This window comes from Rhodococcus sp. ARP2, from assembly GCF_001029585.1.
GTDB lineage: Bacteria > Actinomycetota > Actinomycetes > Mycobacteriales > Mycobacteriaceae > Rhodococcus_F > Rhodococcus_F erythropolis.
On record NZ_LEKE01000054.1, the window covers coordinates 141,812 to 161,387 of the forward strand.

At 62.0% G+C, this 19,576-nt stretch carries 24 protein-coding genes; 14 read left to right on the plus strand and 10 right to left on the minus strand.

The window, feature by feature from the left end; translation table 11 throughout:
* Positions 1 to 21 precede the first annotated feature (21 nt).
* From ABX74_RS14150 to ABX74_RS14160, 3 genes are all read right to left on the minus strand, one after another.
* The gene (locus tag ABX74_RS14150) at positions 22 to 771 is read right to left on the minus strand and encodes an SDR family oxidoreductase (protein ID WP_019745597.1); all 750 of its coding nucleotides are present in this window, start codon (positions 769 to 771) and stop codon (positions 22 to 24) included.
* A 75-nt stretch (positions 772 to 846) separates the two neighbouring features.
* Positions 847 to 1,695 carry an LLM class F420-dependent oxidoreductase gene (locus ABX74_RS14155; RefSeq protein WP_024487511.1) on the minus strand — a complete coding sequence of 283 codons (849 nt, stop codon included), beginning with the start codon at positions 1,693 to 1,695 and terminating at the stop codon, positions 847 to 849.
* 44 nt (positions 1,696 to 1,739) lie between these two features.
* Complete coding sequence (locus tag ABX74_RS14160; RefSeq protein WP_007729728.1) at positions 1,740 to 2,060, minus strand: GYD domain-containing protein; 321 nt, start codon at positions 2,058 to 2,060, stop codon at positions 1,740 to 1,742.
* Between the two features lie 81 nt (positions 2,061 to 2,141).
* On the opposite strand from ABX74_RS14160, the gene ABX74_RS14165 reads away from it, so the two are divergent.
* The 4 genes from ABX74_RS14165 to ABX74_RS14180 all read left to right on the plus strand — a co-directional run bounded on the left by ABX74_RS14165 (position 2,142) and on the right by ABX74_RS14180 (position 4,283).
* Positions 2,142 to 2,324 carry a hypothetical protein gene (locus ABX74_RS14165; protein WP_007729726.1) on the plus strand — a complete coding sequence of 61 codons (183 nt, stop codon included), beginning with the start codon at positions 2,142 to 2,144 and terminating at the stop codon, positions 2,322 to 2,324.
* Between the two features lie 44 nt (positions 2,325 to 2,368).
* Complete coding sequence (locus tag ABX74_RS14170) at positions 2,369 to 3,184, plus strand: DUF72 domain-containing protein (RefSeq protein ID WP_047889039.1); 816 nt, start codon at positions 2,369 to 2,371, stop codon at positions 3,182 to 3,184.
* Positions 3,185 to 3,254: 70 nt separating this feature from the next.
* Positions 3,255 to 3,794 carry a hypothetical protein gene (locus ABX74_RS14175; protein WP_047889040.1) on the plus strand — a complete coding sequence of 180 codons (540 nt, stop codon included), beginning with the start codon at positions 3,255 to 3,257 and terminating at the stop codon, positions 3,792 to 3,794.
* Between the two features lie 33 nt (positions 3,795 to 3,827).
* Entirely contained in the window at positions 3,828 to 4,283 is a 456-nt protein-coding gene (locus ABX74_RS14180; RefSeq protein WP_007729721.1) for a PPOX class F420-dependent oxidoreductase, read from the plus strand.
* 2 nt (positions 4,284 to 4,285) lie between these two features.
* Here the strand turns inward: ABX74_RS14180 and ABX74_RS14185 are convergent, their stop codons facing one another.
* Positions 4,286 to 4,729 (minus strand): winged helix-turn-helix transcriptional regulator, encoded by a 444-nt coding sequence (locus ABX74_RS14185; RefSeq protein WP_019745592.1) that lies wholly within the window; start codon positions 4,727 to 4,729, stop codon positions 4,286 to 4,288.
* Positions 4,730 to 4,846: 117 nt separating this feature from the next.
* On the opposite strand from ABX74_RS14185, the gene ABX74_RS14190 reads away from it, so the two are divergent.
* The gene (locus tag ABX74_RS14190; RefSeq protein WP_019745591.1) at positions 4,847 to 5,251 is read left to right on the plus strand and encodes a PaaI family thioesterase; all 405 of its coding nucleotides are present in this window, start codon (positions 4,847 to 4,849) and stop codon (positions 5,249 to 5,251) included.
* A 1-nt stretch (position 5,252) separates the two neighbouring features.
* Here ABX74_RS14190 and ABX74_RS14195 read toward each other — a convergent pair whose 3' ends face one another.
* On the minus strand, positions 5,253 to 5,768 hold the full coding sequence (locus tag ABX74_RS14195) for a MarR family winged helix-turn-helix transcriptional regulator (RefSeq protein ID WP_020909356.1): 516 nt from the start codon (positions 5,766 to 5,768) through the stop codon (positions 5,253 to 5,255).
* 58 nt (positions 5,769 to 5,826) lie between these two features.
* On the opposite strand from ABX74_RS14195, the gene ABX74_RS14200 reads away from it, so the two are divergent.
* Complete coding sequence (locus ABX74_RS14200; RefSeq protein ID WP_047889041.1) at positions 5,827 to 7,260, plus strand: FUSC family protein; 1,434 nt, start codon at positions 5,827 to 5,829, stop codon at positions 7,258 to 7,260.
* A gap of 75 nt (positions 7,261 to 7,335) precedes the next feature.
* The gene (locus tag ABX74_RS14205) at positions 7,336 to 7,935 is read left to right on the plus strand and encodes a TetR/AcrR family transcriptional regulator (RefSeq protein ID WP_029256409.1); all 600 of its coding nucleotides are present in this window, start codon (positions 7,336 to 7,338) and stop codon (positions 7,933 to 7,935) included.
* 21 nt (positions 7,936 to 7,956) lie between these two features.
* Here the strand turns inward: ABX74_RS14205 and ABX74_RS14210 are convergent, their stop codons facing one another.
* Positions 7,957 to 8,397, minus strand: coding sequence for a VOC family protein (locus ABX74_RS14210; RefSeq protein WP_029256408.1), 441 nt, complete (start codon positions 8,395 to 8,397; stop codon positions 7,957 to 7,959).
* A 175-nt stretch (positions 8,398 to 8,572) separates the two neighbouring features.
* Here ABX74_RS14210 and ABX74_RS14215 point away from each other — a divergent pair, with 175 nt between their 5' ends.
* A complete protein-coding gene (locus tag ABX74_RS14215; protein ID WP_007729711.1) occupies positions 8,573 to 9,736 on the plus strand; it encodes an alpha/beta hydrolase family protein in 1,164 nt (387 codons plus the stop codon).
* A 64-nt stretch (positions 9,737 to 9,800) separates the two neighbouring features.
* On the opposite strand, the gene ABX74_RS14220 is transcribed toward ABX74_RS14215, so the two are convergent.
* Complete coding sequence (locus ABX74_RS14220) at positions 9,801 to 10,532, minus strand: TetR/AcrR family transcriptional regulator (RefSeq protein WP_019745586.1); 732 nt, start codon at positions 10,530 to 10,532, stop codon at positions 9,801 to 9,803.
* 284 nt (positions 10,533 to 10,816) lie between these two features.
* On the opposite strand from ABX74_RS14220, the gene ABX74_RS14225 reads away from it, so the two are divergent.
* The 6 genes from ABX74_RS14225 to ABX74_RS14250 are packed head-to-tail and all read left to right on the plus strand — an operon-like array spanning position 10,817 to position 17,874.
* The gene (locus tag ABX74_RS14225) at positions 10,817 to 11,701 is read left to right on the plus strand and encodes an ABC transporter substrate-binding protein (RefSeq protein WP_223257909.1); all 885 of its coding nucleotides are present in this window, start codon (positions 10,817 to 10,819) and stop codon (positions 11,699 to 11,701) included.
* Positions 11,698 to 13,260: a multicopper oxidase family protein gene (locus tag ABX74_RS14230; protein ID WP_047889043.1), complete on the plus strand. Its 1,563-nt coding sequence runs from the start codon at positions 11,698 to 11,700 to the stop codon at positions 13,258 to 13,260. Before ABX74_RS14225 ends, ABX74_RS14230 begins: the two co-directional genes overlap by 4 nt.
* 10 nt (positions 13,261 to 13,270) lie before the next feature.
* On the plus strand, positions 13,271 to 13,618 hold the full coding sequence (locus ABX74_RS14235) for a plastocyanin/azurin family copper-binding protein (protein ID WP_047889044.1): 348 nt from the start codon (positions 13,271 to 13,273) through the stop codon (positions 13,616 to 13,618).
* On the plus strand, positions 13,615 to 15,429 hold the full coding sequence (locus ABX74_RS14240) for an ABC transporter ATP-binding protein (protein WP_223257910.1): 1,815 nt from the start codon (positions 13,615 to 13,617) through the stop codon (positions 15,427 to 15,429). The genes ABX74_RS14235 and ABX74_RS14240 overlap by 4 nt, the downstream gene beginning before the upstream one ends.
* On the plus strand, positions 15,426 to 17,159 hold the full coding sequence (locus ABX74_RS14245; RefSeq protein WP_020909347.1) for an ABC transporter ATP-binding protein: 1,734 nt from the start codon (positions 15,426 to 15,428) through the stop codon (positions 17,157 to 17,159). Before ABX74_RS14240 ends, ABX74_RS14245 begins: the two co-directional genes overlap by 4 nt.
* Positions 17,160 to 17,184: 25 nt before the next feature.
* Positions 17,185 to 17,874 (plus strand): vancomycin high temperature exclusion protein, encoded by a 690-nt coding sequence (locus ABX74_RS14250; RefSeq protein ID WP_047889045.1) that lies wholly within the window; start codon positions 17,185 to 17,187, stop codon positions 17,872 to 17,874.
* 95 nt (positions 17,875 to 17,969) lie between these two features.
* Here ABX74_RS14250 and ABX74_RS14255 read toward each other — a convergent pair whose 3' ends face one another.
* The 3 genes from ABX74_RS14255 to ABX74_RS14265 form a co-directional block, all read right to left on the minus strand.
* Positions 17,970 to 18,806 carry a hypothetical protein gene (locus ABX74_RS14255; protein WP_047889046.1) on the minus strand — a complete coding sequence of 279 codons (837 nt, stop codon included), beginning with the start codon at positions 18,804 to 18,806 and terminating at the stop codon, positions 17,970 to 17,972.
* A 74-nt stretch (positions 18,807 to 18,880) separates the two neighbouring features.
* Complete coding sequence (locus tag ABX74_RS14260) at positions 18,881 to 19,204, minus strand: cupredoxin domain-containing protein (protein WP_019745578.1); 324 nt, start codon at positions 19,202 to 19,204, stop codon at positions 18,881 to 18,883.
* Positions 19,204 to 19,551 (minus strand): plastocyanin/azurin family copper-binding protein, encoded by a 348-nt coding sequence (locus ABX74_RS14265; RefSeq protein ID WP_003940240.1) that lies wholly within the window; start codon positions 19,549 to 19,551, stop codon positions 19,204 to 19,206. Before ABX74_RS14265 ends, ABX74_RS14260 begins: the two co-directional genes overlap by 1 nt.
* Positions 19,552 to 19,576 lie beyond the last annotated feature (25 nt).

The following is a 19,576-nucleotide window of genomic DNA, read 5'->3' on the forward strand; positions in this document are numbered from 1 at the left end:
ACGTCGCTCGAGTGGTCGACGTCAGGCCTTCTCGGCAAGCCACGCGTCGTACGTTGTCGGCGCAATCCATGCGTCGGCGCCGGGTGTCGGGGTGAGTGCCGAGTTGTCGAGTTTCGCGCCGAAGTACCCGGCCTCGGGATCGGAAATCACCGAGCGCTTGTCGCCGGTGACGACGAACAGACGCCGGACCAGTTCGTCGATACCCAGCGGTTCGGGCCCGGCGATCTCGACCGTGCCGTTACGCGGCGCACCGGTCACTACCTCGGCGACGTGAGAAACGACGTCCCGTGATGCGATGGGCTGCAGATGTGCCTGTGTTGCATGGACCGTGCCGTCGGTGGTTCCGGCGTCGGCGATTCCGGCGACGAACTCGAAGAACTGGGTCGATCGCACGATCGTATATGGGGTCGGGCCGGCTTTGACCAGGTCTTCCTGGGCGACTTTGGCTCGCATGTACCCGGAATCGGGCAGTCGATCGGCGCCGACGATGGACAGGATGACGTGGTGACCGACGCCCGCCTTCTCTTCTGCGGCGAGGATATGGCTGGTTCCGTCACGGAAGAAGGCCAAGACGTCTTCGTCCGACCACGACGGAGAATTGGTCAGATCCACGACGACGTCGGCACCATCGACTGCTTCGGCGATTCCTGCGCCGGTGGTGATGTCGATCCCGTCTGCGCGGCCGAGTGCCTTCACCTCGTGCCCGGCGTGAGCGAGCTTGGCGGCGACCTGGCTTCCGATCAGTCCGCTTCCGAAAATGACGATCTTCATGATTTTCTCCTTTACTCGGATAAGTCGTGTCCAAGTATACTCGGACACAACTTATCCAAGTCAAGGGTTGTCTGATCAGCCGAAGAGTTCGGCTGCCAGTGCTTCGTAGGTCGCGAGCGGATCACCCTCGGCGGGAAGTGCTTGGATCGCAACGTGATCGGCACCTGCCGCGACATGCTCCCGAAGTCGATCCGCGATGGACTTCGCGGTACCGCGCGCAACCAGAGCGTCGATGACGCGATCGTTTCCTTCGTTCGCCAACTCTTCGGGCGCAAAACCGAGGCGCTCGAGATTGCTCGTGTAGTTGCGCAGATACAGATACGGGTTGGCGACGGCGGGGCGACCGATTGCTCTGGCCTTCTCCGGATCGGTTTCCAGAACAACCTTGTGCTCGGGGGCAAGAATCTTCGAAGGACCGAGGATTTCACGAGCTTCGGCGGTGTGTTCGGGGATGGTCAGGTACGGATGCGCGCCGGCAGCGCGATCTGCGGACAGTTTCAACACCTTCGGTCCCAGTGCGGCGAGGACGCGCCGCGATTCCGGGACCTGGGCCTCGTCGAGTTCGTCGAGGTACGACACGAGCGAGGCGTACGGCTTGGTGTAGTCGCCGGTCGCCTCCGGATGTCCGACGCCTACGCCGAGCAGGAATCGCCCCGGATGCGCGGCTTCGAGTCGGTGATAGGACTCCGCCACCTCGGCCGCAGGTGAGGACCAGATGTTGACGATTCCGGTCGCCACGGTGATGTGCTCGGTCGCGTCGAGAAGTTTCTCGGCGATCCGTAGATCGGCGCGTGGTGAGCCGCCGATCCAGATGGTGCCGAAACCGAGTTTCTCGATCGCTGTTCCCAGTTCGGGCGGCAAACCAGCCGCTCCTCGCCAGATTCCGTAGGTGCCCAGGTCAGGTGTTTTCGTAGTCTCCGTCACAGCGGGTGCAACTCGGCTGCTGCCGGGATCTATTCCTTCCGTCGTCATTTGCCCGGCGCGCGGTAGTCGGTCGGTCGCTTGACTGCCTCGTCGATCTGCTCCGGCGTGAGCAGCGTGATCGACTCCGAGCGTGCTGCACCTGCCGCAGCCGTGCGAATGCTCAATGCGGCTGCCGCGACGTCGTCCGGCAGGTTGCCGATGACGAACATGTCGTGACCGCCCAGCGCGAAGTGGCAGGATTCGACTGTGCCACCGATGCTTTCGACCATTCGCGTTATCGCGTCGCGCCGCGCAGTGCCTCCCTCCTGCTGTAGGCCGGCGGCGCCGGAGGGTGAGTACGTCACTTGCCAGAGGTATTTCGGCATTTCCACTCCTTGCTCGGGATGGGTACTTCGATCGTGTACCCGTAGGGCGCTCGGTGGCAATGGGTAGGGGACAATCACGGCATGGTTGGAACTCCGGTGATCGTGACTATCGTGTCCGTGTGTGTAGGTTTTGTGATCTTCATGCTGGCTGCCAGTGGTGCACGCGGAAAGTGGGACCGTCGCCTCGTGATCGCGTTGTTCGTCGGTGCGGTGGTGTGCCTGACCGTCGTACCGGTATCCGTCGCGCTCAGTGCCGGAGTGTGAAACACGGAGTGTCAAAACGCTCGAGTGCCGCTTAGTCTGAATCGATGGCAGATATTCGGGTAGGTATCTCCGGGTGGACGTATCCCGCGTGGCGCGGAGATTTCTATCCGAAAGGTCTTCCTCACCGCAAAGAATTATCTTATGCCGCAGAGAGATTGACGTCGATCGAGATCAATGGCTCGTTCTATGCCCTGCAGAAGCCGGAAAGCTACACCAAATGGCGCAGTGAAACTCCCGAAGATTTTGTGTTCGCGATCAAGGGCGGCCGGTACATCACGCACATGAAACGACTGCTCGACGCCCGTGACGGACTCGCCAACTTCTTCGCCGCCGGAACACTCGCCCTCGGCCCCAAACTCGGACCGATCCTGTGGCAACTACCTCCGACGCTGCAGTTCGAACCGCAGCGGTTGACCGACTTCTTCGACGGTCTTCCCCGCACCACCCAGGCTGCAGCCGATCTGGCAGCACAGCACGACGACAAGCTCACCGAAGACCGAGTGTTCGCCCAGACCGAGAGGGATGTGCCGATTCGCTACGCGGTGGAAGCGCGGCACGCCAGCTTCGAGACCGACGAAGCCGTGGACCTGATGCGCGAGCACTCCATCGGTTTTGTCGTCGCAGACACCGCCGGCAGATATCCCCGCATCACCACTCCGACTACCGATTTTGTCTACGTGCGGATGCACGGGGACAAGGAACTGTATGCGAGTGGGTACACCGACGAAGCTCTGGACAAGTGGTCCAAGCGCTTTCGGGATTGGATGGACGAAGGCCTCGACGTGTACGTCTACTTCGACAACGACATGAAAGGCTTTGCGCCGCACAACGCAATGTCCTTGTTGGAGCGGCTGCGCTGACGGATCGCCTGGCCTGTCGGTGGGATGTGGAAGGCTTCCGCATGAACGCGAGGACCGAGGAGATACCACGATGACGCCAGAACAGCGGACGCCGGAACAGCGGACGCCGGAACAGCGGACGCCGGAACAGAGCTGGCCGACGCATTGGCCGAAGGTCGCCCGTGACATCGCTGATGCCACGGCCGACGCACTCGCCGCGGTGCGGGCGGCAAATCGTGACGGACTGCTCGTGGCTGTCGAGGAACTGCGCGGGCTCTCGTTCGAGCAGGTCAGCTCGGTTCACGCGGCGATCGTGCGCGAATTGCTCGAGGACACGCATCCGGACGGCTTGTCCAGCGAGGACGTGCAGGATGCGCTTACTGCCTGCGCCAAGTCCACAATCGTGTGGCTGCCGGATCTGGACGTGCAGGCGCTCGCTGCGGTCTACACCGGGGCGCTCGGGATTTCGGATTTGGAGGACGATTCGTTCCGCATCGGGCACGGCGCGTACCTGCGTTCGGCGGTTCTGGTCATCGGAAGTCTGTCGACCGGAGTGAAGAAAGCTCAGAGCGCGTACGTCATTCGTGCAATCGACGAAATCGCACGTGCTCAGACCATCGAGATGCCCTGAGCGTCAGCTCGTAAATCGAATTAGGCTGAGGTCATGTCCAAGATCGCCAGCGCAGATCGTGTTTCGTTTGCCGAACTCCTCGAGTTCATCAGGCCGCGTCATCGGGCCACGTTCGTCACGGTGAAGAAATCCGGCGAGTTGCAGATCTCTCCGGTGACGTGCGGGGTCGACGACGAGGGTCGGATCGTCATCTCCACGTACCCGGAACGGGCCAAGGCCGCGAACGTTCGCCGCACCCCGGCGGTGTCTCTGTGTATCCACTCCGACGAGTGGAACGGTCCGTACGTCCAGGTGAACGGAACCGCGGAGTTGATCGACCTCCCGGACTCGGTGGAACCGTTGGTCGACTACTACCGATCCATCGCCGGTGATCATCCCGACTGGGACGAGTACCGCGAAGCCATGCGCAAGCAGGGTAAGAGCCTGATCCGCGTCACCGTCGACTCCTGGGGTCCGATCGCAACAGGCGGGTTTCCGCCCGGACGCTGACGCTATCGAGCGGGTGGCGAGAGTTCGACTACGTGCGCATCTCTGGCGGCCAGCGGTTCTTTGCAGTGTGCGCAGACAACTTGGGCGTGCAGGATCTCACCGCAACGATGCTCGACGACGGTAGGCGGCGGACCCGTCGTCGCGAAGGTATCTCCCCATTCCATGAGTGCCATCAGGATCGGGTAGAGCGCCTTCCCTGATTCGGTGGCGACGTATTCGTAGCGCGGTGGATGGTCTTCGTAGCGACGCTTCGTGAGGACGTCGGCCTCGACGAGGGTGCGCAGACGCGCGGCGAGGATGTCGCGGCTCGCACCCGTGCCCGCGGCGATCTCGTCGAACCGTCGTTGTCCGAGGACGATTTCTCGGAGCACCAACAGTGACCACTTCTCGCCGACGACCTCCAAGGCGTTGGCGATGGAGCAGTTGCGTCCTTTTGTCGCCGTCATCTCTGGGCCCCTGTTAGTTGGAGAAGTTAGTTGGGAATTCCAACTTAGCACTTGAAGGTATGTATTCGAGGGCGGAAGGTAGGTCGAGAAATCCAACGGAGCAGATGAGGGGTCGTCATGACGGAATTGAATCTCGAGGCAGCAAGCGGATTTGTCAGCGCTGCCGGATTGCAACTGGACGAGGTGTCCGGCACGAAGGTCGTCGGGCACATCGATCTGTCCGAGGCGCATCACACTCCGTGGGGTGTAGTTCACGGCGGTGTCTACACGACCGCCGTCGAGTCGGCCGCGAGCATCGGAGCCAGCACTGCAGTGGCGGATCGTGGCGAATTCGCCGTCGGCGTCCACAACGGAACGGATTTCCTGCGGGCGCGTACGGGTGGGCGCGTGGACGTCGTGGCTGTGCCGATTCAGCAGGGACGCGTTCAGCAGTTGTGGTCGGTGGTCATCACCGATCCGGAATCGGGCAAAGAGGTGGCGCGAGGTCAGGTGCGATTGCAGAACGTACCGCTGCCGAAGTAGGTCAGTCCCAGATTCCAGAGTCGATGTTGCGTGAGATTCGTTTGAGCAGTGCCGTCAACTGGGTGCGTTCGTCCTCGTCGAGTCCGGTCAGTACTTGACGGTCTCGCTCGACGCGTCGGGGAAACTCTGCCTCGACCAATGCGCGACCGGCATCGGTGAGTTGAAGCAGAACCACCCGTCCGTCGTGTTCGAAACGCTGACGCTCGACAAAGCCCAGCTTGGCCAGACGGTCTGCGTGTTTTGTGGTGGCGGCGCCGCTGACCATCGTGACGGCGGTGACTTCGCTCGCTCGCAGGGGGCGGTCACTGCGAGCGAGTGCACTCATCACGTCGAATTCGGCGCGAGAGACCCCGCTGGACGCCAGGGCGCGGTCGAGCTGGTGAAGAGACTGCGCGTTGATGCGGGCGATCCGGCCCATCACTTCGACGGGAGCGGTGTCGAACTCCGGGTAGGCGCGCTTCCATTCGCGACGGACTTTGTCGATGAAGTCGTCTTCGGATCTGTCAGTCGCACCCATGGCCCCATCTTAGCGACAGAATTCACATTACTTCACAAGTAATTTACTGGTGAAATAAATGTATGCTGAGTCGGTGACCCGAACCGAAACCGCAGCCAGGACGCCCAGCCGTCTCACTCATTCGAGTGAGGCCATTGCACATACGGTCTCCGGGGCGACGTGGCGAGCGGCTTTTCGCGTCGGATCCGCCGACGCGACCATCGCCCCCGCGATCAGGGTCGGGCTCGCCACCGCCGTAGTCCTCGTGGTCGGCGGACTGCTCGGGCATCGGGAGTTGGCCGGCTTCGCGGCCTTGGGTGCGCTGTGCGCCGCGTTCGGTAGGTACGAGCCGTATCCCCGGTTGGCGGGCAAGCTGGCGATGGTCGGTGCCGCATTGGTGGTTTCCATCGCTTTCGGCAGCGCAATGGGTGTTGTGGGCGTTCCGATGTGGTTGCAGATCGGCATCCTGTCGTTGCTGGCCGGTGCGTCGTACTGCTTCATGTCGGGCTTCCGGATCACCGGACCAGGGCCCGTCATCCTCGTCTTCGCGGCGACCGGTGCAGCCGGATATGCCTCCAGTGTCGATGATCTGGCGAGGCTGGTGACTGCCGGTGCGCTCGGAGTTGTGGTCGGTTGGGTGGCCGCGATGCTCCCGGCGCTCGTCTTGCCGATGGGCCCTGCGCGCCTGGCCGTGGCTCGTGCAGTCTCCGCGGTGGGGCGTCTCGAACAGTCCGGCACAGGCGGAGTGGAACCGGCGCTCGGATCGATTGCCAACGCCCGCTTGGTCATTGCGTCGAGCGGTCGGATCAAGTGGACCGTCGATCACGGACGCGAACTGGTGGCAGTGCTCGACGAAGCAGAAGCGGCAGTACAGCAATGGCAGTTGCACGGCGACGCGACTTTGATCCGGAGTATTGCTCAGCACGAGAAGGAACTTCGGAAGCTCAAGCGCTCCAGCATGATCGAACACGACCTCGCGCCGGCGCCCACGCTTGCCGCCCCCGAGGGCTATTTTCTCGAAGGATTGCGCCGACTGTATTCGCGCCCGGTGCGGATGAATGCTCTCCGCATCGTGGCGGCCTCGGCTCTGGCCGGTTGGCTCGCGGCAGGAGCCGGGTTGGAGCATCCGCTGTGGGCGTCGATGGGTGCCATCGCCGCGATGCAGGGACTGAACTACAAGCAGACCGTCCAGCGCGGGATTCAGCGGTTGGTGGGAAATGTCGGTGGCGCCGTCGTGGCCGCTGGGCTCATCGCTTTGACACTCGGCTACTGGCAAGCCGTTGCCGTGATCGTGATTCTGCAGACTGCTGCGGAGCTGCTCGTCATCAAGAACTATGCGCTGACGTCACTCGCCGTCACTCCGATGGCACTGCTTCTCATCGGTTTCAGTGCCCCGATCGGGACCGAAGCGGCAGTGGCTCGCGTCGCAGACACTCTCATCGGCGTGGTGATCGGTATCGTCGTCGCCGCTGTCACGATCAGTCGATCGGATCGCCACCACGTCACCGTGTAACCGTTATTGCTGTGCTTCCGGTACTGCTGTGTTTCCGGTACTGCTCTGTTTCCGGTACTGCGTAGGCTCCTGCAGGTGGAGGACAGCACGCCGATCGACGGCCGGAAACTGCGTTACCAGCATCGCCGTGCCGAATTGCTCGCGCAGGTAACCGCGTATGTCACGGCGAACGGCGTCGGTGAACTGTCCATGCGGCCGTTGGCCAAGGACCTGGGGATCAGCCATGCGACACTCATCCACCATTTCGGTTCGAAGGAACAACTACTCACTGAAGTAGTCGCCACCCTGCGAGACAGCTCTTCTCTCGACATCTCTTCCGGGACCGACATCGTCGAGATGTTGACGAGTTACTGGAATAGGCGCACATCAGCGGAATCGTTGCCGAACTTTCGCTTGATGTTCGAGATCTACGGACAGGCGTTGTTGCATCCGGAGCGGTATCGCGAGTTTCTCGATCATGTGGTGGGGGACTGGTTGGGTGGTTTGACGGAAGCTGCGCTCGCGCATGGATGTCCGCCCGATCGCGCTGATCGCTACGCGACGATCGTGTTGGCGCAGATTCGGGGGTTGACGCTCGATCTCGTGACGACCGGTGACCGCGTCAGAATCGACGCGGCGTTTGCCGAATTCGCGGCCGCGATGGGCGCTCTGGTCAGCTCGTGGAAGGCGATCTGACGGTCCGATTGCCGTGACGCTTCAGGCGATCTGCTCGAACAGGGACACAATGATCCCTTCCGGCCCACGCACGTAGGCCATGCGCACGCTGTTCTCGTACTCGCCGATCCCGCCGATGAGCCCGTAACCATCCGCAGCCACCGCGTCGACCGCCGCCTGGAGATCGCCCACCTCGAAAGACACGTTGCGCAGACCGATCTCGTTGGCCATCGGAGCAGGCGATCCGGGTACGTGGTCGGGCGTGACGAAGGACGAGAGCTCGAGCCGTGACCCTTCGCCCGGAGGGCGCAGCATGGCGATTTCACACTTTGCTCCAGGGATACCGCAGACGGTTTCCACGAACTCGCCCTCCACGGATCCGGTGCCCTCCACCTCGAGACCCAGACCGACGAAGAACGCCGTCGCTGATTCGAGGTCCGCGACGGTGATGCCGATGTGGTCGAAACGCTGTACGTGTGCCATGGACACATCCTCCTACTGTTTCTTCGTGCCGGTTCGATACTGGGTCGGAGTCGGGGCCGGGATCTCGACATGTACGTGTCGCAAAGCTGCAAGATTTTGCTTGACCGATCGGTTAAACAAAATCTACGATAACGTCCAACGAGGTCGCCCACCGCACGAACCGGAGTCGTCAGACGTGAAATTCCAGTCGAAGTCGTTTGCCCGTATATCCATCGCAGCCCTCTGTGCTGCAACGATCGGCTCCGCCGTTGCTGCGCCCATCGCGTCCGCGCAGGCGCCGAGCGCGTCGCAAGCCACCGGCACTGTGGTGTCGAGTGAGCCGCTACCGAAGGATCTGTGGATTCCGGGTACCGCCGACGCCAAGCGATTCACGTACTGGACCATCGGTTCCAACGGCGGGCCCGCGCTGAGCAGTGGCGCGTACTACGTCCCGGCCGGCCCGGCACCGGAAGGTGGTTGGCCCGTCATCGCCTGGGCGCACGGCACCACCGGACTCGACGATTCCTGTGCCCCTTCGCTGGTCGGTCCCGGCCTGCCCGAACGTGACTACCCGTACCTGGGGCGCTGGCTCTCGGAGGGCTACGCCGTCGTCGCCACCGACTACGTCGGTCTGGGTACACCAGGGCTGATGCCGTACCTCGACGGAAAGGTGGAGGCGCACAGCGTAGTCGACTCGGTCAAGGCGGCCCGGGTCATCGACTCCTCCATCTCGAATCGTTGGGCAGTGGTCGGACAGTCGCAGGGCGGCGGTGCGGCCATCACGACGGCCCGCTACGCAACCGAGTACGGAGGGGATTCGCTCGACTACCGCGGTGGCGTGGGTACCGGAGTGCCGGCCAACATCGAGTTGACCCTCCTGCCTGCCGGTCCGGGCTTCCCTCCCATCGCCCTCGGCGGCGGGTTGACGTCGTACGCGCTCTACATCCTCGCGGGCTTGCGGGAAGCGCACCCCGAGATCGACTTGAATTCCTACCTGAACGACTTGGGGAGGGAAAAGGTCGACTCGGCCGAAAAGCTCTGCGCCGCAGATCTGGACGAGGCATCCAAGGATCTGGTCCTCGGTGACATCTTCTCCCGCCCGCTCAGTCAGATCCCGAACTTCCAGGGTCTGCTGAACGATTACATGGGTGTACCGACCAGTGGATACGACCGCCCTATCTTTATCGGCCAGGGCCTGCTTGACGTGGATGTCCCTGCACCGTCTGCACTTTCGCTGGTTGCAGCGTTGGTCGCCAACGGTGAACCGGTCACGTTCAAGACCTACAACACCGATCACAGCGGCGCTTTGGTCGAATCGCAGGCCGACACGATTCCGTTCGTCGCGAACCTGTTCCGCTAGGCATACCGAGAATCCAGATCATCCGCGGGGTCGCTGTCGCACAAGTGCGACAGCGACCCCGAGGTCATTTCTGTGACTCTTTGATTGCGTCCAGTCGCGCCTCTAGACCGTCGAGGACACGGTCGAGTGTGTAGCGATAGTGTTCTGCCCGTGTTGCTTCCGCAGCATCCGGTGGACCGGCAAATTTCCCGATCAGTGTCTCCATCGATGAACGGGGATCTGAGGGTCCGTCGTTGCTCAGGCGTTCCAGCATCGCGCTGTGATCGGGTGAAGGCTGTCCGCTGGGAATGCGCCTGGCGTCGTTCATGGCAATCAGTGTGGTTGTCGAAGTGAAGGCGACGGTGTAAGCCTGAGCGGCTTCTTCCCCGAACCCGGCGGCGGTCAGTGAAGCCAATCCGGCCTCCATGAGTTCCCGGCTGCGCTGGGTGGCAACTCCGTTCATCAGCAGCCACTGTGCCGCGCCTGGACACTCGATCAAGGCCTCTCGCATCTGCAAGAGTAGATGCGTCAGCCATTGACGCCAATCTTCTTGTGCGGATGGCACGTTCACGGCCGACACCGCACTGTCGACCACCGCAGCCGAGAGCGCGTCCCGATCTCCGACGAGTCGATAGACGACGGAGAACGACGTATCGAGTTCGCTGAGCAGCTGCCGCAGCGACCAGCCCTCGACTCCGTGCTCGCGACTGAGCCCGAGCGCCACGGTCAGCACGGCGTCCGCAGTGATCCCGGTGTTGTAACTCCGGCGGCGCTGTGATTTCGCGGCGGACTTCTTGTCAGGTGATGGCGCAGTCATGGTCCGACCGAGCTTAGCGGCGTCGGATCGGGTCGCGTAGTCGACGCAACCGATTGACGGATGAACTTAGGTGAGGTTTACTTGCCAAATCCGAGCAGTGCTCCGATTTGTAGCGAACCCCCGATTATTCGAAGCTGAAGGACACCATGAAGTTGAAAACGCGACCCGGTTACCTATCGAGGCTGGGTGCTTCGCTGCTGGTCAGTGTCGTTGCCCTGACTGCGGCCGCCTGTAGCTCGAGTGAGGCGGGACCGACGACGGAACCTGCCGAGGGAACGCGTGTTGTGTCCCACGAATTCGGTGAGACGTCGGTTCCGGGCGACCTCGGGCGAATTGTTTCCCTCGACGAATACGCCGCACTCGGTCTCCTTGCCGTCGGCATCACCCCTGACGTGGTCTTCACGTCGTGGGGATCGGAGATCGGCCAGGACATCTTGGCGTCAGCGGGTACCGAGGTGGTCACGGTGCCGCCGCTCGGTGCACCCCCGATCGAGCAGGTCCTCGCCCAGGATCCTGGACTGGTCATCTTCACGTCGATGGGCGATCGGAGCTACTACGACTCCCTCGCGTCGACCGTCCCCACAGTGCCGGTCCCGGCCGTCACAACTCCGTGGCGTGAGAATCTTGCCTTCTTCGGACGCGCTTTTGATCGTCAGTCGGTTGCCGACAAGTTGACTGTCGCTTTGGAAGGCAAGATCGCTGACGTCTCTGCTCGGTCCGGTGGTGAAGCGAACACCGTGTCGGTGTTGATGAGCAGTTCTGGAATCCTTGCCACCACCACCGAGCAGGCGCCGCCGTCGTTGCTGTTGGCGGAGAGCGGCTTCGGGCGTCCGGAATCCCAGCGAGCGAATGCCGCTGGAGGACTGCCGTATGCGCCCCTGTCCGACGAGGCAATCCCGGCGCAGGATGCTCGGATCGTAGCCATGTTCGACGAGGGCGTGTACGAGTTCGGCAAGGTTGCCGGTGTTCCCGGGTTCTCGAGTCTTTCAGCGGTGCAGGAGAACCGAGTGGCCAAGGTCAACGGAGACATGTGGCTCGCCACTCATCCCTTCGCCACTTTCTGGATGATCGAGGACATGGATGCCATGGCTGCCGGCAATCTGACCGGCACCGGAACCGAAGCTGTTGCCGCGACACGCTATCAGGAATTCACGGCGCTGACGGCATGAGTTCGAGTGCGTTGAGTCGGCGCCTGGCTCTGCGATGGGGAGCGGTGACTCTTGGCTCCGCGGCTGTGGGTTCTGCGGCTTTGGGTTCTGTGGCACTGAGTGCGTGCAGCCGTGGCTCGGCGAACGAAACCAGTTCTGAGATTTCACCGTTCGACGACGAAGTTCGTGCTGCCGAACAGGCGAGATTTCGTAGCGGGCACACAGTCCAACGGAATCTGACAGCTGCACCGGCTCGGGTGAGTCTGGGCGCCAGAGGGGTGGACACATGGTCGTACGGTGCAGAAGCGGTGGGTCCGGAGATTCGAATCTACAAGGGAGACCGGCTCAACGTTCGGTTGCAGAACGACCTTCCGGCGGAGACCTCGGTGCACTGGCACGGCATTGCGATCCGCAACGACATGGACGGTGTCCCACCGGTCACCCAGGAACGAATCCGACCAGGTGCCGAGTTCACCTACGACTTCGTGGCCCCGGATCACGGAACATATTGGTACCACTCCCATTCAGGATTGCAGGCCGATCGAGGGCTATTCGGTGCACTAGTGGTCGAGGACCCGAACGACCGGACCGGAGCCGACGAGGACGTCGTCATCGTGATCGACGACTGGCTCGACGGGCTGGGAACAACCCCGGATGCAGTGCTTCGCGCATTGTCACCGGACGTGCAGGGAGGACACCATGGGCACGGCGGAGCTCCACCGGAAGTCGATGATGCAGAGATTGATTCTGCCGCAGAATTTCTCGCCAGCGGTCACGGTAATTCCGAGGCGCTCGGTGGAATGGCAACGCACATCACGTATCCACTGCACCTGATCAACGGACGGCCTGTGGAAGATCCCTTCGTCGTCAGTGCAGCGGCCGGAACACGGCTTCGATTGCGTGTGATCAATGCCGGGGCGGAGACTCCGTACCGTTTCTCGGTCGCCGGGCACGAGTTGACCGTTGTCAGTGCTGACGGGCAGGACATCGCCTACACAGCCGGAGACGAGATTCTGATCGCACCCGCGCAGCGATACGACGTATTGGTGACGGTGCAGTCCGGTTCGTGGCCTATCGCCGCGAAGGTGGAAGGGAAGCCAGGTGGCGCCGCGTGCCTGCTTCGGACACCGGATTCGGTAGCGAGCGTCGACCTGACTTCCCCTGCAGTGCTGTCAGGGTCCGGCGGCCGACTCGTTCTGGAACCGACGCTTCGACCGTCGGGCGCGTGGGAACAGCGGGTGCCGGATCGTGAGTATTCGGTTGATCTCATCCAGGCCGGGGATCGATACGTCTGGGGAATGGCGGGCACCGATGTGGGTCGGTTGATCATGAAGCAGGGCGAGCGAATACGAATCGTCATGAACAACAACACCGATATGTGGCATCCGATGCACACCCACGGGCACACCTTCTCGGTTCCCTCGTACGGCGGGCTTCGCCGAGACACCGTGATCGTACTTCCGCGTGCACAATTGGCGATCGACTTCGACGCCGACAATCCAGGACGGTGGATGTTCCACTGTCACAACGCGTACCACTTCGAGGCCGGGATGACTGCCGACCTCCACTACGTTCGATGAGGAGAGCAGAATGTCAGTTCGCGCCGGGTTGACCACATTGATCGCTGTTGCAGCGGTGTTCACGCTGACGTCGTGCGGAGGTGAATCACAGGGTTCCACCGAGCACGCGCCGGTCGAGATCTCGGTGAAGAACCTTGCGTACTCACCGAACTCCGTCACTGTGCACACAGGACAGACGGTCACGTGGATTTTCGAGGACCAGGGAATGCCGCACGATGTCGTGTTCGCCGAGCTGGGGATCAAGAGCGATCTCCAAGGAAGCGGAACCTACAGTCAGACCTTCGACAAAGCCGGAACGTTCACCTACACGTGCACACCACATCCGAACATGACCGGCACGATCATCGTCGAAGAGTGAGTAACTCGATGACAGTGAAGGAGACTGTGGCCTTCGAAGACTCGCCTGGTCTGGTCGACCGAGACGCTTTGGGTCGCATGATCGCTCCCGTGAGAAATCGCCTGCTCCTGGGTGCGGGTTTGTCGGCGCTGTCGGTGCCGCTACGATTCCTGCCCTACGTTTCGGTGGTCGAGATCGCGCGGGTGCTCCTGACCGACTCGTCGTTGAACCTGGTCTGGCTGTGGGCCGCAATCGGTGCAGCGGGCACAATTCTCGGTTTTGTCGTCTACAACGCAGCGCTGACCGTGTGCCACACCGCCGACGCGCATTTCAAATACTCGATCCGCTCGCGTATCGCTCGGCATCTGTCCCGAGTTCCTCTGGGGTGGTTTGCAAATGGTGGCACCGGTGAAGTGAAGCAGGCGATGACCGACGACGTGAAGCGGATGCATCTTCTCGTCGCTCACCTTCCCGCCGACGTGGTACCCGCGATCCTGTCGCCGATAGTGGCCCTGATCTATCTGGTGGCGATGGACTGGAAGTTCAGCCTGGTCCTGGTCGGCTACATCGGAGTGTGTCTCGCTCTTGCCGCGCCGTCGATGCGCAGAGCCTATCGAACGAACGTCGACTCCTGGAATCTTGCAATGTCGACATTGACCTCTGCGACAGTAGAACTGGGCGACGGTATCGAGGTCGTCAAGACGTACGGGAGTGGGAGTCGCGCATTCGCGCGCTACTCGAGCGCTGTCGATTCGATGGTTGCGGTGTGCGTGCGATGGATGTCGGGGATGGGAAGGCCGGTGGTCGCGATGTCGATCCTCCTCTCACCGGCGGTACTCATCGTGGTCATCACGGCGACGGGAACCGCAATGTTGTCCGGGGGTTGGATTACCCCGGTAGCTCTTGTTGCCTTTCTGGTCGTCGGAATCGGTGTTCCGTCGTCGGTTCTGCACATGGGAACGATGGCCAACCTCTACCGCGAAGGTCAACTGGGAGCGACTCACGTCGAGAGCATCCTCGGCGAACCAGAGCTGGCCGAACCTCAGGATGCAGTGCCTGCTCGCAGCACTTTGGTCGAATTCGACAGCGTCGGCTTCGAATACACCACTGGGCAGCGCGTCCTCGAGAACATCTCCTTCGAGATGCAACCGGGCACCGTGACCGCGATCGTTGGCCCCTCCGGCTCCGGCAAGACCACTTTGGCGCGTCTACTTCCGCGGTTCTGGGACGTGACGGACGGGTCTATTCGACTGGGCGGAAGCGATTTACGAGATCAGTCCAGTCGTGAAGTCTTGAGATCGATGGCCATCGTCTTCCAAGATGTTGTGCTCCTGCGGGACAGCGTGCGCGAGAATATTCGGCTCGGTCGACCGGATGCAACGGATCTGGAAGTGGAGACAGCGGCGAGGCGGGCGCAGATTCACGACGTGATCATGCGACTGCCGGACGGGTATGACACCGAGATCGGTGGTGGTTCGGGCGGTGAGCTGTCGGGTGGGGAGAAGCAACGCCTGACGATCGCCCGCGCCATCCTTCAGAACCCGCCGATCGTCATCCTGGACGAGGCGACTTCGCAGGCCGATCCCCACAGTGAATCGGCCGTTCAACGCGCACTGGGCGAGATCAGTGCAGACGGCGGCACCCTGATGGTGATCGCTCATCGACTGCACACCGTCCGATACGCCGATCAGATACTCGTTCTCGACGCCGGACGGATCGTGGAAAAAGGTACGCACGAACAGTTGTCGGCGCTCGGCGGAACCTACGCGCGGATGTGGGCGCTCCAGAACCCCCTCGTGGAAGACGCATCTCCGCGAAAGGCGCTGCAATGATTCGAGACCTGGACGAAATCCTCGGGCGCGACAATGGGATGCGAGGTCAGATAGCAGGTTTCACGCTCGCCGGGATACTCGAGGGTGTCGTCTTTGCACTGATGATTCCGATCCTGAAAGCGGTGGTTCGCGGCGATTACGACGCCGCAGTTCCGTGGGTTGTCACGGCTGCTCTCGTGGCGGTGGCCTGTGGCGCCGTACGGTGGATCGCCGAGAATCGGGCATACCGCATCGGAATCGAGGGTTTTGCCGGTGGAATCATGCATCGCCTCGGTGAGCACTTGGTGCAGGTTCCGCTCGGGTGGTTCAGCAAGGCAAACCGTGGGGCGTTCACTCGCCTGGTCACCGAGGGCACGGCTATCTTGATGAGCATCCCGGGAATGATCATCGCGCAACTCGTCACCGTCACGGTGACTCCAGCGACAGTGGCGATCGCTGTCTTGTTTGTGGACTGGCGACTGTCTCTCGCGATGGTCGTCTTCGTTCCACTGGGGATTCGGGCTTACCGCAACGTGCAACGGGCGGTTGTTCCCGAATACGAGGCGATCGGCAAGAGCGAATCCGAGTTGGCATCGCGCGTCGTCGAATATGCACAGGCGCAGCAAGTTCTACGTTCGGCCGGTAAGAGTGGCGAAGGCTGGACTCGGTTGGACGAAGCTCTTGTGTCCAACCGGGACGCACACCTGCAGGAAATCGGATCGGTCGACAAGTATCTGCTGCGCTTCATGATCGTCGTTCAGGTTGCCTTTCTCACCGTCCTGGTTCTGGCGGCACTGCTGGTCACCACCGGGTCCATCGACACAGCAAGCGTGATCGTTGTTCTCGTGTTGGCCGTGAGGTTTGTGGAGCCGATGCAAATGCTCGCAGGATTCGGTGAAGGTATCTCACTGGCCCGGGTGTCGCTCGGATCTGTCCGAGAGATGATCGATGTACCGGTGCTGGCGGAGCCTGAGGTGCCGAAAGAGCCTACCTCGTATGATATTCGGTTCGATTCGGTCTCCTTCGGCTACGGCCCGGATCGCGTGATTCGTAACGTGAGCCTCGAATTCCCGGACTGCTCGGTCACTGCTCTGGTCGGTCCTTCCGGTTCCGGAAAGACAACTCTGGTTCGGCTGATCTCCAGATTCTGGGACGTCGACGAAGGTGCGGTATCCATCGGGGGAGCCGATGTTCGCGACATCGGAACGAGAGCATTGATGTCTCGGATATCGACTGTCTCACAGCAGGTTTACCTGTTCGACGGAACCATCCTGGAGAACGTTCGGTTGGCGAGACCGGATGCCACCGAGTCGGAGGTCCGTCAAGCAGTGGTGGATTCCAGGCTAGGCGAAGTGATCGACCGTTTGCCGAGCGGTGAGGAGACCAGGGTAGGTGAAGGCGGATCACTGCTGTCCGGCGGTGAACGTCAGCGGGTCTCGATTGCGCGGGCATTCCTCAAGGACACTCCGATTGTTCTTCTCGATGAAGCGACCTCCGCCCTCGACGGAGAGAACGAAGTCGCCATCACCGAGGCAATTCACCGATTGGCCCGTGGTCGAACGGTGGTGATCATCGCTCATCGCCTGTCGACTATTCAGGGAGCAGATCGCATCGTCTACCTCGAAGCCGGAGGGGTGGAGGAGGTCGGTTCCCACGAAGACCTGATCGCGCGAGGTGGAAAGTACTCGGGTCTGTGGGCCGAGCGCAGTGGCGCGGAGGGATGGAGGATCGACCGAGCACTCGAGCCATGAGCAAACCGTGTGGTTTGATCGACGAATGGACGAAGCTGCTGCAGATCCAGTGAAACCGCCGCGCAAGCGCAGGTGGCCTCGTTGGGTCGCAGGCATTGCGGTGCTCGGAGCAGTTGTCTACGCGGGCTCGATCGTGTGGATCTCCGTGGCGTCGGCCGGACATACGTCAGACGCCGCCGATGCTCCCGACGCTCCGGTTGTGATCGTGCTGGGCGCGCAGATCAAGGACGGTAAGCCGATGGCTTTCCTGAAAGGGCGGCTGGACGCAGCAGTCGAACTGGTGGAAGCGGGAAAGGCTAAAGCGGTCCTGGTCTCCGGCGACGCGAACGGCGGCTCGGGTGACGAGATCGCGGCGATGACGAACTACCTGGTGGAGCAGGGAATAGATGAGCGTCGCATCGTGGGGGATCCGTACGGCCTCGACACCTATGACACCTGCTTTCGGGCCATACATACGTATGGGGTAACCGAGGCGTTGATCGTCACTCAGGGGTATCACGTGCCCCGCGCTGTTGCGTTGTGCCGAGACGTCGGCATCGACGCAGACGGTGTGAACAGCGATTGCGGGTGCGCAACTCCGACGCTGATCAAGAACGCCGCGCGGGAGTGGGTTCTTGCCAAGCCCAAGGCAGCGCTGGACATGCTCTGGAGTCGGGACGCAAAGGTGACGTCGCCGTCGGAGGACTCGGTCCAGGTGGCGCTGTCGATTCCCTGACGCGGGGTGAGTGCGCACGGTTTCTGTCGAGTGAACACACGCTCCGGAGAGTCGGAGCGTGTGTTCACTCGAGGTGAAGGGTGCTAGCTCGACAGTCAGATCAGTGCTGCGGCGGCGAATGCTCCCAGTGCGATCAATGACGCGCCGGTGACGCTCTGCACGCGACGGTCCACGACGCACATGATCGAGAGGAATCCCGGCATCGAGCCACCACGCTTGGTGTGCACGATTGCCGCGAGGCTGGGCATGCAGCGGCCAAGGGATACGACCGTGAACAGCGCCGCCCCGAGAGTCGGTGAACCCGAAGCCATGACGCCGAGTGCCAGGAGGTAGTACGCACTCGAGCGGATGAAGATCAGAAATCCCGGACCGATGATCGCGCCGAAGATCAGCGAGACCTTCCAGGGCGCCATTGTGCGGCGCAGATGGCGCGGAAGCTGTTGGCGCCGCATCGGAGTCGGCATCCTCACTGCACCCAACTCGTGCAGCCCGTACGCAACCGCGACGACGGCCCAGATGCCCAGTGCCCAGCTGATCGGGACGTACCCGGACATCGCCGCACCGAGAGCGCCGATCAATGCCCCGGTGACGGCTCCCGTCGTGACCGAACCCAGAGCGTGCCAGCCGAGTCGGCGGACGGGAGTCGAGGATCCCTTCCGATCTACCTGCTTCGGCGCGGCAACAACTCCGGCGACGGACATTCCGCAGGTCGACCAGTTCGCAGCCAGCGACGTAACCAGTCCGGCGCCGATAACAGCTGTGGTCAAAGCTGTTGTCGCAGATGGCGTGGCCACGAGTGCGAGGCCGGCACCCGCAGCGGCGCCCGCCGCGACGAGGCTGACACGGGTCGCGGTGCCGACCGAGCCTTGAAGGGTCGGCCGGATGTCAGGGACATCGGTCTGCAGTGGGCCGTGTGAGAGAACAGTAGTCATCAGATCCTCCGAAGTGTTTGTGGTTCAGGAAAAGTGTTGAGCCGAAGTCGCAGCGAAAAGTGATGAGCCAGGTTTCACAGCACTGTGATGACGCCGATCATGTACGGGTGGACGGAGCACGAATACTCGTAGACGCCGACGCTCTCGAACGTGTGCCGGAACGTTCCGTCTCCGGTGATACCACTGTCGAACAGGCCGGGTGATTCCACATGATGCAGGAGTCCACCGTCGTCGAAGCGCCACTCGACGGTGCCGCCGTGTTCCACGGTGACGTCCATCGGGCTGAACTGAACATTGCTGATCTCGACCACCACGTCGGGGACGGGATCTTCTGTGCCGCAAGCTGGGACACACGTCGCCGCGACAGCGAGGCCGAAGCCGACGATCCACCTCCTCACTATTGAACGATCACGGTGCCCACCATCATCGGATGGGGCGTGCAGTGGTAGGTGAAGGTGCCGGCGTCGTCGAACGTGTACGAGAAGGTTCCCTCGGTGAGCAACTCGCTCTTCAGTTTCCCGTCGAGATCACCGTTGCCGACCACGTCGTGGGGGAGTCCGCTGTCGTCGAACTTCCATTCGACGGTCTGTCCCTTCTCGATGGTGACCGATGCCGGTGTGTACGCCATGTTCTTCACCTCGATCACGACTGCAGGTTCGTCCGACGACGCACCGGCATCACTACTGCAGGCGGTGAGGCTCAGGGCAGCGCACGCGGCCAGGAAAGCGGGAACGAGTTTCTTCATGAGGTGTTCTCTCCATTCTTCGACT